This is a genomic window from Sulfurimonas sediminis (genome assembly GCF_014905115.1).
Lineage (GTDB): Bacteria > Campylobacterota > Campylobacteria > Campylobacterales > Sulfurimonadaceae > Sulfurimonas > Sulfurimonas sediminis.
The window spans coordinates 1,273,093-1,286,580 of record NZ_CP041235.1 but is presented as its reverse complement, the minus strand read 5'-3'; the positions used below and the strand labels follow the sequence as shown (position 1 = coordinate 1,286,580).

16 protein-coding genes are annotated in these 13,488 nt (G+C 36.9%); 14 read left to right on the top strand and 2 right to left on the bottom strand.

The features are described 5' to 3' along the window. The first annotated feature begins 101 nt into the window (after window positions 1-101). A complete protein-coding gene (locus tag FJR45_RS06980) occupies window positions 102-1,790 on the top strand; it encodes a YgiQ family radical SAM protein (RefSeq protein ID WP_193151916.1) in 1,689 nt (562 codons plus the stop codon). Here the strand turns inward: FJR45_RS06980 and FJR45_RS06975 are convergent. Then, on the bottom strand, window positions 1,787-2,728 hold the full coding sequence (locus FJR45_RS06975; RefSeq protein WP_193149885.1) for a class I SAM-dependent methyltransferase: 942 nt from the start codon (window positions 2,726-2,728) through the stop codon (window positions 1,787-1,789). The two genes, FJR45_RS06980 and FJR45_RS06975, sit on opposite strands and share 4 nt — an antisense overlap. A gap of 60 nt (window positions 2,729-2,788) precedes the next feature. On the opposite strand from FJR45_RS06975, the gene FJR45_RS06970 reads away from it, so the two are divergent. The 6 genes from FJR45_RS06970 (at window position 2,789) to FJR45_RS06945 (ending at window position 8,389) form a co-directional block, all read left to right on the top strand. Next, window positions 2,789-4,639 carry an EAL domain-containing protein gene (locus tag FJR45_RS06970; RefSeq protein WP_226966399.1) on the top strand — a complete coding sequence of 617 codons (1,851 nt, stop codon included), beginning with the start codon at window positions 2,789-2,791 and terminating at the stop codon, window positions 4,637-4,639. Window positions 4,640-4,748: 109 nt separating this feature from the next. Then, on the top strand, window positions 4,749-4,997 hold the full coding sequence (locus FJR45_RS06965) for an RNA-binding S4 domain-containing protein (protein WP_193149884.1): 249 nt from the start codon (window positions 4,749-4,751) through the stop codon (window positions 4,995-4,997). Then, window positions 4,994-5,980 carry an anthranilate phosphoribosyltransferase gene (trpD, locus tag FJR45_RS06960; RefSeq protein WP_193149882.1) on the top strand — a complete coding sequence of 329 codons (987 nt, stop codon included), beginning with the start codon at window positions 4,994-4,996 and terminating at the stop codon, window positions 5,978-5,980. Before FJR45_RS06965 ends, trpD begins: the two co-directional genes overlap by 4 nt. Continuing rightward, window positions 5,977-6,393, top strand: coding sequence for a tRNA (adenosine(37)-N6)-threonylcarbamoyltransferase complex ATPase subunit type 1 TsaE (tsaE, locus tag FJR45_RS06955; protein WP_193149880.1), 417 nt, complete (start codon window positions 5,977-5,979; stop codon window positions 6,391-6,393). Before trpD ends, tsaE begins: the two co-directional genes overlap by 4 nt. Continuing rightward, a complete protein-coding gene (lptB, locus tag FJR45_RS06950; protein WP_193149871.1) occupies window positions 6,381-7,103 on the top strand; it encodes an LPS export ABC transporter ATP-binding protein in 723 nt (240 codons plus the stop codon). Before tsaE ends, lptB begins: the two co-directional genes overlap by 13 nt. Window positions 7,104-7,117: 14 nt before the next feature. Continuing rightward, complete coding sequence (locus FJR45_RS06945) at window positions 7,118-8,389, top strand: RNA polymerase factor sigma-54 (RefSeq protein ID WP_193149870.1); 1,272 nt, start codon at window positions 7,118-7,120, stop codon at window positions 8,387-8,389. Window positions 8,390-8,413: 24 nt separating this feature from the next. Here FJR45_RS06945 and FJR45_RS06940 read toward each other — a convergent pair whose 3' ends face one another. Next, complete coding sequence (locus tag FJR45_RS06940; protein ID WP_193149868.1) at window positions 8,414-8,644, bottom strand: hypothetical protein; 231 nt, start codon at window positions 8,642-8,644, stop codon at window positions 8,414-8,416. Between the two features lie 126 nt (window positions 8,645-8,770). Between FJR45_RS06940 and FJR45_RS06935 the strand changes: the two genes are divergently transcribed. From FJR45_RS06935 to FJR45_RS06905, 7 genes are all read left to right on the top strand, one after another. Further along, on the top strand, window positions 8,771-9,019 hold the full coding sequence (locus FJR45_RS06935; protein ID WP_226966398.1) for a metallophosphoesterase family protein: 249 nt from the start codon (window positions 8,771-8,773) through the stop codon (window positions 9,017-9,019). Beyond that, window positions 8,989-9,762 (top strand): patatin-like phospholipase family protein, encoded by a 774-nt coding sequence (locus FJR45_RS06930; protein WP_193149866.1) that lies wholly within the window; start codon window positions 8,989-8,991, stop codon window positions 9,760-9,762. The genes FJR45_RS06935 and FJR45_RS06930 overlap by 31 nt, the downstream gene beginning before the upstream one ends. After that, a complete protein-coding gene (locus FJR45_RS06925) occupies window positions 9,759-10,310 on the top strand; it encodes a YqiA/YcfP family alpha/beta fold hydrolase (protein WP_193149865.1) in 552 nt (183 codons plus the stop codon). The genes FJR45_RS06930 and FJR45_RS06925 overlap by 4 nt, the downstream gene beginning before the upstream one ends. Window positions 10,311-10,393: 83 nt before the next feature. Beyond that, entirely contained in the window at window positions 10,394-10,825 is a 432-nt protein-coding gene (gene gspG / locus FJR45_RS06920; protein ID WP_151900226.1) for a type II secretion system major pseudopilin GspG, read from the top strand. Window positions 10,826-10,837: 12 nt separating this feature from the next. Continuing rightward, window positions 10,838-11,356 carry a type II secretion system protein gene (locus FJR45_RS06915; RefSeq protein ID WP_193149863.1) on the top strand — a complete coding sequence of 173 codons (519 nt, stop codon included), beginning with the start codon at window positions 10,838-10,840 and terminating at the stop codon, window positions 11,354-11,356. Continuing rightward, window positions 11,353-12,567: a type II secretion system F family protein gene (locus FJR45_RS06910; RefSeq protein ID WP_193149862.1), complete on the top strand. Its 1,215-nt coding sequence runs from the start codon at window positions 11,353-11,355 to the stop codon at window positions 12,565-12,567. The genes FJR45_RS06915 and FJR45_RS06910 overlap by 4 nt, the downstream gene beginning before the upstream one ends. Next, window positions 12,568-13,479, top strand: coding sequence for a hypothetical protein (locus tag FJR45_RS06905; RefSeq protein ID WP_193149860.1), 912 nt, complete (start codon window positions 12,568-12,570; stop codon window positions 13,477-13,479). The last annotated feature ends 9 nt before the right edge of the window (window positions 13,480-13,488 follow it).

Here is a 13,488-nt window from a genome sequence, read left to right as displayed (position 1 = left end):
GCCACAGCTTGAGCAGACGACACAAAAAAAGAAATAACAATCCCAAAAAAGATACAGTTACATTCAGTGCAAAAGATTTTCTTCCAACAACACGCTCAGAGATGGATGCTAGGGGTTGGGATTATTGTGATGTTATCTTAGTGAGTGGAGATGCTTATATAGATTCGCCATTTATCGGGGTTGCTATGGTTGGTCGTATGCTTGAGAGAATGGGCTATAAAGTAGGAATGATAGGACAACCAGACATTGACACTCCTGATGATATTATGCGTTTGGGTGAGCCTCGTTTGTACTGGGGTGTCAGTGGTGGAAGCGTTGACAGTATGGTTTCAAACTATACAGCCACCAAAAAGTTTCGAAATTCCGATGATTATACTCCGGGTGGAAAAAACAACAAAAGACCTGATAGAGCAGTTTTAGTCTATACTAATCTTATACGGCGTTATTTTAAAAATACCGTGCCTATCGTTTTAGGAGGTATTGAAGCCTCTTTGCGACGGGTGAGCCATTATGATTACTGGTCCAATAAACTCAAAAAGCCTATTTTGTTTGACTCTAAGGCAGATGTGATGATTTACGGTATGGGAGAAATTGCACTAGAACAGTTAACCCGTGCTATAGATGAAAAGAGAGATTACAGAGATATACGGGGAATATGTTATATATCAAAAGAGCCTGTATATGAGTATATTCAACTTCCTTCGCATCAAGAGTGTTTAGATGATAAAGAGAAATATATAGATCTTTTTGATTTTTTTTATGATAATAATGACCCAATATCAGCAAAGGGACTTTGTCAGCCAGTAGATAGCCGATACCTCATCCAAAATCCTCCCTGTGACTATCTGAATGAAGATGAGATGGATGCAAACTCCAATCTGCCTTTTACAAGAGAGCTGCATCCTTACTATGCCAAAGAGGGGAAGGTAAAATGTCTGGAAACGATTAAGTTTTCTATCATGACACATCACGGTTGTTGGGGAGAGTGTAACTTTTGTGCCATAGGGGTGCATCAGGGAAGAACTATTAGAACACGCTCTGAAAATAATATTTTATCAGAAGCCAAAGAGTTCAATAAATACAAAGACTATAAGGGCATCATCTCTGATGTCGGTGGACCTACGGCAAATATGTACGGCTATGAGTGTAACAAAAAGCTCAAACTCGGCACCTGTGACCATCAGCGTTGTGTCGATGCCAGCCATTTGTGTAAGTCAATGAAGGTTGATCACTCCCGTAACATAAATCTTTTACGCCAGGTTCGTCAGGTGGAGGGTGTGCGAAAAGCGTTTGTGGCTTCGGGTGTTCGGTATGATTTGATAACAGCCGATAAAAAGCATGGATATAGCTATCTCAAAGAGATGGTAGAGCATCATATATCAGGGCAGATGAAAGTAGCTCCCGAACATACACAACAGCATGTACTTGAGCTTATGGGAAAACCGGGCAAACAGACTCTGATAGATTTTAAAAAACTCTATGACAAACTCAACAAAGAGTCTGGAAAGAGACAGTTTTTGACCTATTATCTCATCGCAGCCCATCCGGGATGTGAGGAGAAAGACATGCACGAGTTGAAGCGTTTTACCACAGAAGAGTTACAAATGAATCCTGAGCAGGCGCAGGTCTTTACGCCGACTCCCGGTACCTATTCTGCTGTTATGTATTATACTGAACTCGACCCTAAAACACGCAAGAAGATTTTTGTAGAAAAAGATACAAAACGCAAAGAGCGGCAAAAACAGATAGTGGTTGCAAAAGATACTTTTGCATCAGGATTTGCTTCTTAATCTTTACGAATAGATGTAGCCGTTACAAATATATAATCTTTTCCCGTAACAGTGACGCGAAACTTTTTTTGTTGCAGGTATTTTTTTGCAAAGATGACATCCTTGTAGAGCAATCCCATTTCTGAAAAAGCATAATTCTTTACGCGTGCTCCGTATAGCATCTCTCCATCTACCCAGCGACAATTTGGAAAGCCGAGTATGATGGCTCCCTCTTTTTTAAGCTGGTTTTGGACTATGGACATCAAAACTTTGTTAAATGCAAGGTTTGAGCTTTGGAGTGTTCCTATGCTTATGATGAGGTCAAATTTTCCCAAATCAAGCGCATTGAGACTGTTTATATCGGCTACATGTAAAGAGATGTTGGCAAAGTCTTTAAACTTCTTTTTTGCCGCGTCTATGGCAGACTCACAGTAGTCAATGCCGACAAGTTCAAGCGCTTCAAAGTTGTCTACCAAAGAGGTTATGACTTCAAATTCGTCTCCACTGTTTACCCCGAGATTCAAAATACGTACTCTTTTGTTCAGATGTACATTTTTTAATGCCTGTGAGTAACTGTAAATAAAAGAAGCCTCTTCATTTTTGTGAATTTTTCCGAAAATGGAGTTTTCTCCGTATTTTTCTTCTTTGTCTGTGATGTTTTTATGAAAGCTGCTGTCTTCATCAAGTTTTTCATAGCGCATAATTACGGTGTGTTCATCAGCAATTTTCGGTGTCAGCATTCTGCACCTAAGTAAATGTGCCAAATCCATCCAACTTTTATAGCCACGGTAAATATACTCTTGATCATTACATGTAATGCGTGTGCCGTTATACAAAGAAGTTGCAATGTCAGGATTGAGTATTTGAAATGAAATTATCTCTTTTGCTTGCATTGTGTTGATGTGATTTTGTAATACTTTTGTGATTTGTGTCATAGTTTGATGTGTAAAGGTTAACATTCTTGAATTATACACTTTTATTAGATAAAATGATAAGAAACCTGCAAAGAGAGATATGTTTTGATAACGAATGATAATATTAGTTTTTATAACTTTATGCATAAGCAGATACTTGTTGTTATTTTATTGTTTTTAGGAACAGGTCCCGGATATATAGTCATGGGATATCTTTACTCTTCAATTATTGTTGAAATACTTTGGTTTGTCCTTTTTTTACTGCTTTCAGTCTGGGGATGGAAGTTGTATAGAAACTATTCGAGAAAGATGACTATATCACAAAAAGACAGATGGCTTGAAAAAGTAAAATATTTTATGTTTATATACTTTTCCTTATGGACAATAATGTTTTTATACTATATCTCAAAAGATGCTATCAGTGCGCATTATATAGCTATTGCAACACAACTCGGCAGTGCGGTAGTTGCGGCAACTATTTTAGCTTCACAGAAAAAACTTGTTGTAGCAACAGTTTCGTTTTTAATGCTTCCGCTTGTTGTCTATTTCATAGCAATTGGAGAACTTTATTCGTATATTCTTGCATTTTTCACTGTTGTTTTAAGTATGGTTCTTTTATATGCTGCAAAAAATACACATGCATATTTGTTAAAAAGCAGGTTTCAGGCATATCATGATTATTTGACAGGACTTGGAAACAGACGCTATTTTATAGAGTACCTGGACAGTTCTGTAAGAGAAAACAAAAACAGATATACCTATTTGCTTTTAATAGATTTGGATTATTTTAAAACAATCAATGATACCCTTGGACATGATGTCGGAGATAAACTTCTTGTTGAAGTTTCACAACGTTTGACACAATTGGCTGACAGGTGCAGTAACATCGTTGCCAGATTGGGTGGAGATGAATTTTGTATTTTAAGTGATGCACTTGAGACGAAAGAGAGATGCCTTGCGCAGGCAAAAGAATTTTCAAATAAAATTTTACACACAATCAAAGAGACCTATTTTATAGAAGACAGCACTCTTCATATTAGTGCAAGTATAGGGGTGAGTATCATAAACAACCCAAAACTCAATGCCCATGATTTTTTAAAAGAAGCAGATATTGCGATGTATGAAGTTAAAAGTGCCGGCAGGGATGATGTCGTCATATTTAATGATGCACTGTGTAAAATCATAGAAAATAAATTACATGTAGAACGACTGTTGCATTTTGCCATAGAAAAAAATGAAATATATCTGCAATACCAACCGCAAATAAACTGTAAAAATAAAATTATCGGCTGTGAAGTGCTTGCAAGATGGAAGAGTGCCACACTCGGGCAGGTAAGTCCTGAAGTGTTTATCGGCGTAGCTGAGAGTACGGGCTATATTATAGAGTTAGGCGAATATATTTTGGAAGAAGCTGTAAAAACGCTGCAAAGATGGGAAAGCACAGGAATGCATCTGCATCAAATGTCGATTAACATTAGTGTAAGACAGCTTTTGAACAAAGATTTCATCCCTGTAGTTGAACGTCTTATTCGTCAGTACAATGTAGCCAGCTTTCATACAAAACTGATTTTTGAAATTACTGAAACGAGTACATCTCAGGATTTAAAAAGATTAATTGTCACAATCAATGCGCTCAAAAAATACAATATTCATTTTTCTATAGATGATTTTGGTACGGGTTACTCATCATTAAGCTACATTCGTGATATTCCCGTAACAGAGCTAAAAATAGATCAGTCTTTTATAGCGGAACTTGACAACAAACAACAGGCATCTTTAGTGAAGAGTATTGTTGATATTTCAAAAAATCTGCATCTCACAACAGTAGCAGAAGGTGTTGAAACACAGGAACAAAGAGACTTTTTAGAAAAAATAGAGTGTGACCTGTATCAGGGGTATCTTTTTTCCAAACCGCTTTTAAGCGAAGATTTTGAAAAACTGATGCAAAGTAATTAATCTAATGCAAAAAATGTTCCAACTTTTTTCTTTTCTTACATTCTTTTCAGTTTGATTTGTCTACAATAAACAAATTATATTTAAAATATACAAAGATGAAAGATAAAAAATGAGAATAGACAAATTTTTAAATTCGGTAAATATTACAAAAAGGCGTTCCGTTGCACAGGATATGATAAGTAACGGCGTTGTGGAAATAAACGGCGTGGTTGCAAAGGCGAGTAAAAATGTGGAAGTCGGCAGCATTATTACTATAAACTATCTTAATGAATCAAAAAAGTATGAAGTGCTGCAAATTCCTACAACAAAATCAACACCAAAATCTTTGCAAGATCAGTATATAAAGGAGATTTCATGACATATGAGGAAGCTTTAGTAAAATTTACTTCACTTTTTGAGCATGAAATGAGTGATGCACAGATGCGTGAGTTTTTACTCAGTATACGACTTGATGCAAGTACTCCTGTGGAAGTAATTGCCGCTGCTGCACAGGTTATGCGCAGTTTTGCCATTGCTTTGCCTGTTTCTGATGAACTCAGAGAAAATGCGCTTGATATTGTCGGAACAGGCGGTGATAAAATAGGCAGTTTCAACATCTCTTCAACAGTAGCGCTGCTTGCTGCTTCTTGTGGGGCAACCGTTGCAAAACACGGAAGTCGTTCTATCACTTCTAAAAGCGGCAGTGCCGATATGTTTGAAGCACTGGGTGTTCGGCTTGACTTGAGTATTGAACAGAGTGCAAGACTTCTTGAAGAGACAGGTTTTACTTTTATGTTTGCACAAAACCATCATCCGGCTATGAAATTCATCGTACCGGTGCGTAAAAGCATCCCTGACAAAACTATATTTAATATACTCGGACCTTTGACAAATCCTGCCGGTGTGAAAAAGTCAATGCTGGGCGTATTTGACAAAGCTTTTGTACCAAAAATGGCAGAAGCACTGCAGATAAACGGAGCTACATCGGCTTTGGTTGTGAGCTCCAACGAAGGGATGGACGAAATCAGCATCAGTGATGTGACCTATGCGGCTTTACTGCAAGATGGCAAGACACGAGAGTTTATTATTGACCCGCAGGAGTATGGTATTAAAAGAGCGCCACTAGAAGCCATAATGGGTGGAGATGCACTCAAAAATGCAAATATTTTACGAGCTGTATTTGATGAAAAAGCAACAGATGCCCAACGAGATATAGTGCTTATAAACACTGCAGCATCATTGATGGTAGGAGGCTTGGCTCGAGATATACAAGATGGGCTGGAAATGGCAAGAGAAGCCCTTGCAAAAGCAAGACCGAAAATAAAATTAAAACAAATCATAGAAACATCAAACAAGTTATGAAAAAAACATATACATATAGATTGGAAGAGTTAGACTCTTTGGCAGAGAGGGTTATAAGTCAACTACAAGAAGGTGTTGTTATTTTAAAGGGTGATTTGGCTGCAGGCAAAACGACTTTGGTAAAAAATATAGCAAAAAAACTCGGATGGAGTGAAGATGTGACATCGCCTACTTTTTCATTGCAGCAATGTTATGGAGAAAAATTATTTCATTATGATATATACAATCACGGGCTTGATCATTTTGTCTCTTTGGGAATGCTTGAAGAGTTGGAAAAACCGGGTCTGCATTTTATAGAGTGGGGAAGTGATGAATTGGTGGATATTTTAGTCTCTGCCGGCATTGAAACAGTGACGATAGAGATAGAAAAAATTTCAGATGATGCAAGAGAGTATACAATATGCACACATTAAAAGCAACAGACTTAAAAAAGAAAATTAAAGATTTGGAAATAGTAAAAAGTATAAGTCTTGAAGTCAACAGTGGCGAGGTTGTAGGACTGCTTGGACCAAACGGAGCAGGAAAGACGACTACTTTTTATATGATTTGCGGTTTGGTAGAAGCAACAGAGGGAAAAGTTTATTTTGACGGAGAAGATCTTATCGGGATGCCCTTACATGAAAGAGCGCTCAAAGGTATAGGCTATTTACCGCAGGAAGCTTCGATTTTTAAAGATTTGAGTGTTGAAGACAACCTAATGATAGCCGCTGAAGTGGGCATAAAAGGTAAAGAAGCACAAGAAGCGCGCATTGTAGAACTGCTTGATATGTTTAACATTGAGCCGATACGCTACAGAAAAGGAATCAGCCTCAGCGGTGGAGAGCGTCGTCGTGTAGAAATTGCGCGGGCACTTGTGAATAAACCGAAATTTTTACTGCTTGATGAACCTTTTGCAGGTGTTGACCCAATTGCTGTTATGGATATACAAAAAGTCATACATCAACTGGTTTCTTATGATATTGGTGTACTTATAACAGACCATAATGTACGCGAAACACTTGATGTATGTGACAGAGTTTATGTCATAAAGTCAGGCGAACTGCTTGCGCAGGGAACCAGTGATGAAATCGGACAAAATGAAGATGTCCGTACACATTACCTCGGTGAAAGCTTCAAGCTTTAGGAATTCATGAAAATATGGGAGCATTAAGACAGACACAGGGCGTTGAAACAAAACATAAACTCTCAAATACCCTGCGTAACTGGCTTCCTATTTTGCATTCGAGTCTTTCTGATTTGGGGGAAGCTATGACTCCTTTTGTCGAAGCCAACCCTGTGATAGAAGTGAAATCAGGCTTTGAAGAGGATTTTGAAAAAAAGATTCCAAGAAAAATAATTTCTCGCGGAGTGAGCAACTCCAGAACAGAGCAGATAGAAGCCTTGACTATTCAAAGTCGAACACTTTATGATGTTTTAGATGAGCAGATAGGTGCGCCGCTTTTTCCTACACCCGTTTCACAAAGAGTAGCTTTGTATGTCATCGAAAATTTGGACGAATATGGCTACTACGACGGTAATACAGAAGAATTTTGCCAAAAAAACAGTATAGACAGAGAAACTTTTGAAAAGATTCGTCTGCGCTTTTTACATGTAGAACCTGTAGGCATAGGTGCTAAAAATTTGGCTGAGTCATTTTTGTTTCAACTCGACAACAGTGAAATCAGTGATCAGGCATATAGTTTGGCGGTAAAAATCATTAATGACATGCAAAATATTCATGCCTACTCCAAAGAAGAGTGTTTTAACGAGGTTATGCATGTACTCTCAACATTCAAAAATCCGCCAAATATCGAATATCAGGAAGATTCTGCGCAGATCATTCCTGATTTGATGATATATTTTAATGATGAACAGCAGATAGAAGTCAAACTCAATGATGCCTATTACCCTGTGATAAACATAGACACCTCTTATGGAGTTGAACATGAATTTGTAAGGCAAAAAATCAAAGAGGCAAAAAGTCTTGTAGATGCCCTTGATATGAGAAAAGCAACGCTGTACAAAGTAGGGCTGATGATCGTTGAGTATCAGTATGAATTTTTTACAGGCGGGCAAATTATGCCTTTGACCCTCAAAACACTTGCCGATGAGTTTGGGCATAACCCTTCAACCATTTCACGAGCCATTGCAAACAAATATATAGCATGTGACAGAGGTGTTTTGGCTATGAAAGAGTTTTTTACAACCGCCATTGATGAAGATGTCAGTAATGCTGCCATCAAAGAGTTTCTCATTGGACTTATTAAGAATGAAAGCCATGAAAAACCTCTGAGTGACATGAAACTTTTAGCCCTGATAGAAGAAAAATTCAAAGTAAAAATGGTCAGACGTACCATAGCAAAATACAGAAAACAGCTTAATATCGCAGGTTCAAGTGAAAGAAAGAAACTCTACAAACTGGGTGTTTAATATATCTCAAAAAAAGAGATATTATTACTCTTTTTCTAAGAAAAGTCTGTACCCGTTTGTTTCATGGGAAGGAACAACCTCTATGAGTCTCCATCCGTCTTTATACAGAGCAGACAGGGTAGTCTTTGAGTTTTGAATCTGTGAAATCACATCCGGATTGTTTTCTTTGTTTGCCTGTTTTTTGATGTCTGATATCTGAATTATTTCAGAATCCTCATTGTATAAAACCGCACAAAAGTATATTCGTATTTGCATGTTGTTACGCCTCGCTTTTTGTTAGATGGAAAAATTATACCTAAATAAATTCGAATTTGTCTACAAAACGCAATTGTGACCGTTTTGTAATATGAAGTGACTATACTTCCATAAATTATTCAAAGGTTGTTTGGAGAGAAGCTGAAAATTGAAAATGAAATGGAATATGAAGATTTAAGCGGCAATAAATTTTTAGTGACTCACGGAGATTTTTTTGATTCTATCACTATGACAAAAAAATGGTTGGCAGTTTTAGGTGATTATGGATATGATTTACTTTTACATTTAAACTGCGGTGACTGGGTTGAGAGTTGCACTGCAATTGTGGAAACACTGGAGGGTGAATGGAAAATTATCAATTTCCGCGAGAAATAACACTCTGTCTGTCCGGAGGGGCAGCCCGCGGAGCCTATCAACTGGGTGTAGTTTCTGTGCTTGAAGAAAACGGTATCAAGATTAAAGCTATCAGTGGGACAAGTGTAGGTGCTTTGATCGGAGCATCTCTTGCCTGTGGGAGAAGTGCTGCATATATTTTTAAAGTGATACAATCAAAAGAGTTTCGCTCAGTTTTTCAACTCTCTTTGGGACATGGCTATCTGTTTAAACTCAATCACAATGCCAAAGTGATAAAAAAACTCATAGACAAAGAGAGTTTTGAAGCACTTGAAATACCTTTACATGTAACGGCATGTGATGTGGAAGATGAAAGTCCGGTTTATTATAACAGGGGTGCCATTTTCAAAGAAGCGGTTTTGGCATCCTGCTCTGTAGCCCCGCTCTTTGCCCCTGTACATGTAAAGGGGAGAATGGTTGTAGACGGCGGGCTTGTAGACAATTTTCCGGTTGAACAGCTGCAACAGTACGGTTATCCTATTGTCGGTATCAATCTTTTTCCCAAATACAAAAAGATACCGACAACTATACTCGGTTGGTTTAAAAAAAACATACACACAGCATGGCAGTCAAAATATATTCCAAAAAAAGAGTTGTGCAGTATATACTTATGCAATGAAAAGTTGCTAGACATCAAAGTTTTTTCATTTAGAGATATTGACAAAGCTTATGCACTGGGAAGAGAAGAGATGCAAAAAATCATACAAAGGAGTGAGAAAAGATGATAATCTATATACATGGTTTTGCAAGCAGTGGAGAAGGGCATAAAGCAAAACTTTTTAGAGAATATTTTATAAACAAAAATGAAAAATTTATGGCACCCTCATTGTCCTATATCCCCGAATTGGCGATACAGACACTGGAAGAAATTATAAAAAATTCACAAGAAAAAGTCAGTTTGATGGGTTCGTCTTTGGGCGGGTACTATGCAACATATCTTGCACACAAATATAATCTTAAAGCAGTACTGATAAATCCTTCAGCCTATCCGTATTTTACACTGCAAAAAACGCTCGGGTTTATGCAGAGTTTTTATGACGGCAGCAGTTTCCAATGGAGAGAGTCTCATCTGCAAATGCTCAAAAAGTATGAAGTACAAGAACCAAAACAGGAGAACTTTCTGCTTTTACTCCAAAAGGGAGATGAAACACTGAACTATAAAGAAGCGGCAGATAAATTTTCAAAAGCTGAGCTCATTATAGAAGAGGGTGGAAGCCATAGTTTTGATAACATTGAACGCTATTTTGACAAAACGGAAGTATTTTTACGATAAAAGAGAAACAGTTGCAAAGAGGGCAAAAAGTTAACACATTTTTTTGCTATAATAAATAATTAAAAAGAACAAGGTAATAAAGCATGAAAAACAGATCAAAGAGTGGTTTTACGCTCATAGAATTAATGATAGTTATCGTCATTTTGGGGCTTTTGGCAGCCATGATAATGCCAAGTCTTACGGGAAAAGGTGAAGAGGCAAAAAGAAAACTGGTGTGTGTGCAAATGAAGAGTATTTACAATGGTGCCCTTGATATGTTTAAAATTGACAACAGCAGATATCCTACTACAGATGAAGGGCTTGAAGCCCTTGTAAAAAACCCGGATCCGCAAAAATATCCCAACTACTCACCGAGTGGGTATTTTAAAGACAATGAGATTCCAAAAGACTCATGGGGAAGAAATTTTATCTATATGAATAATGACGGCAAAGTGGAACTGGTCTCTCTTGGTGCAGATGCAAAAGAGGGCGGAACAAAAGAAGCTGCAGACATAAAACTCAGTCAGTGTAAATAAGAGATACTGTTTTTGAAAAAAGCTTTTACTCTCATTGAACTTATGATAGTCATAGTGATAATGGGAGTTGTCTATACTTTGGTCATAGGCAATTTTAAAAAGCTGAGCGAAAAAAGTACAAATTTGTCACTTAAAAATTTAAAAGAGTTTTTACAATCTTATCCGCATAAAGAGAGTGTAAAATTTGTTTGTTTGGATAACTGTAAGAATTGTTTTGTACTTATAGACGGAAAGAAGCAGGATATAAAGATAAAAAATTTCCTTGATAAAAGTGTAAAAGTCTATCGCTATGACTTTGATCTTGGTGCAATGCAAAAAGAGAATACAGGCTATTTTAACCAGGACAACATTGAAGAAGATGTCTGCTTTTCATATGAAGTGGATGGTGAGGGAGTCGGTGATCAGGTACTGGTAGAGTATAAAAACAGTGTATATGATTTTACACCCTATTTTGAACCTCCGCAAGTGTACAGCAGTGTAGAAGAAGCAGTAAATGCAAAACAAGATTTAATGACAAAGATAATACAATGATATTTAAGTACAGCGGAATTGACGAGTTTGGCAAAAAAGTATCTGACAAGATTGAAGCTTCTGATTTGGCAGAGGCAAAGAGCAAGATTAAAGCCAAAAAGATTATTTATCAAAAAATCAGTGAAGAAGCCCCGTCGTTTTTTGACTCTATACATTTTTCAAGAAAATACCGGATAAGTACAAAAGAGTTGTCCGGACTTTCCCGTGAACTTGCCATGTATATCCGTTCGGGTATCAGTATAGTCTCTGCACTGAAAATCGTACAGACACATTATGAAAACAACAAAAAGATGAAACTCTTTTTATCTACAGTGAGTACACATCTGAATGAGGGAAAAGATTTTTACTCAGCACTTGAAGCGCAAAAAGTAGTGGTGCTTCCGGAGTTTTTCAAGTACTCAATCAAAGTCAGTGAAAACGGAGGCGTTTTGGATGAAGTGCTCTTGGAACTTTCAAAATTTTTAAAAGAACAGGAACGCATTAAAAAAGAGATAAAAAGTGCTTTTGCGTACCCCTCTTTTATGATAATTGTCTCTTTGCTTATGATTGCTTTTATGCTGACCTTTGTGGTGCCGCAGATTACAGGAATATTTGTCAATATGCATCAGGAACTGCCTACACCTACAAAAGTAGTCATTGCAGCGGGAACATTTTTTCAAAATAATTTTAAAATCATTTTGGCATCATTATTTGGCGGTATTGTCATGTTTATATTCGCACGCAAGAAGAGCCACTCTTTTGCTTACTGGGTCGATAAACTGCTCTTAAAACTGCCGTATTTTGGAGAGATTATACAAAAAAGTGAGTTGGCACGCTTCTCTTATATGGCATCTTTGCTGGTCCGATCGGGTGTTCCTTTTGTGCGTACTATCAACCTCGGAACAAATATTTTAAACAATCTTGTGCTCAAAGAGCTGTTTACAACCGCCTCAAAGAAAGTGGTAGAAGGAAAACTGCTCTCAAATGCACTCAATGAATCAGATATAAAGATTGATTATGCTTTTATCCAGTCTATAGCTTTGGGAGAAGAGACGTCAGAACTTGAAACAATTTTGCATAATGTTTCAGAACTCTATTTTGAAGAGAACCGTGACAAGATTTCTCTGCTTTTAACTTTGCTTGAACCCGCTCTTATGCTCTTTGTGGGTGGATCTATCGGATTTATCGTTTCAGCTATGTTGTTGCCAATTTTTTCTATGAGTATTCAGTAAATGTTTAAAAAAAATGCGATAGCCCTACTCATAACGATGTTTTTCATTATGGCAATTACAATTACAATAGGGGTCTCACTCGGGCATATCAACAGTGCAAAAGAGAATCTTTCATCTGAGAAATTTTTATTGCAGACTACTGCTGTTTTGGATGATATGATGAAAATTTTAAAAGAAACTCCCGAACTTGATGATATAAATGACACACAGACCTTTCGTGCATTTTTATTACAATACAGCACAGTTGTCCCCTTAAGTACAGATATAATGGTAGAAGTAAAGCTCGAGAGTGCCCGATCTAAATTTAATTTTAATGCACTCAAAAAGAACACAGCTCAAGGAGAGAATGCTCTAAAAAATGCACTTATCGGTTATTTTAATGCAAAAATGATAAACAGTGAGTATCTTTATCTCCTTGAAGATTTAACAGGCGGCATAAAAGAAGACGGAATGTATAACAGCGCTCTGTTTGATGACAATCCTTATCTCTTTAGAGATTATATAAGTTCTGACGAACAGATAAAAGAGTTAAATGAGTATTATAAAAAAATCTATCATGACAACAGCGTTGAATATATAAATCTGCATAATATCTTTAATTTTGGAAATTATAAAAATTCTGCTTATGTAATTGATTTAAACTTTGTAAACAGGGATGTTTTTAATATAATGTCAGGGAATTATTATGAGCAGGAAAACACTGATGCTGAAGATGATAATTTTTTTGTGGACTGTGAGAAATTGACGGCAGAAGAAAAAGAAAATTTGAAAAGAAAATTTAATGCAAGTTGTGATTTGCAAAAAATTATAACAGTGACGCTTCTGGTTACACAGGGCAAGCAAAACGCTGAAATAAAATTTGAATACAACATAAAAACCAAAAAAGGATCAAACTTTGTTTACAAAATTTAAGAATAATTA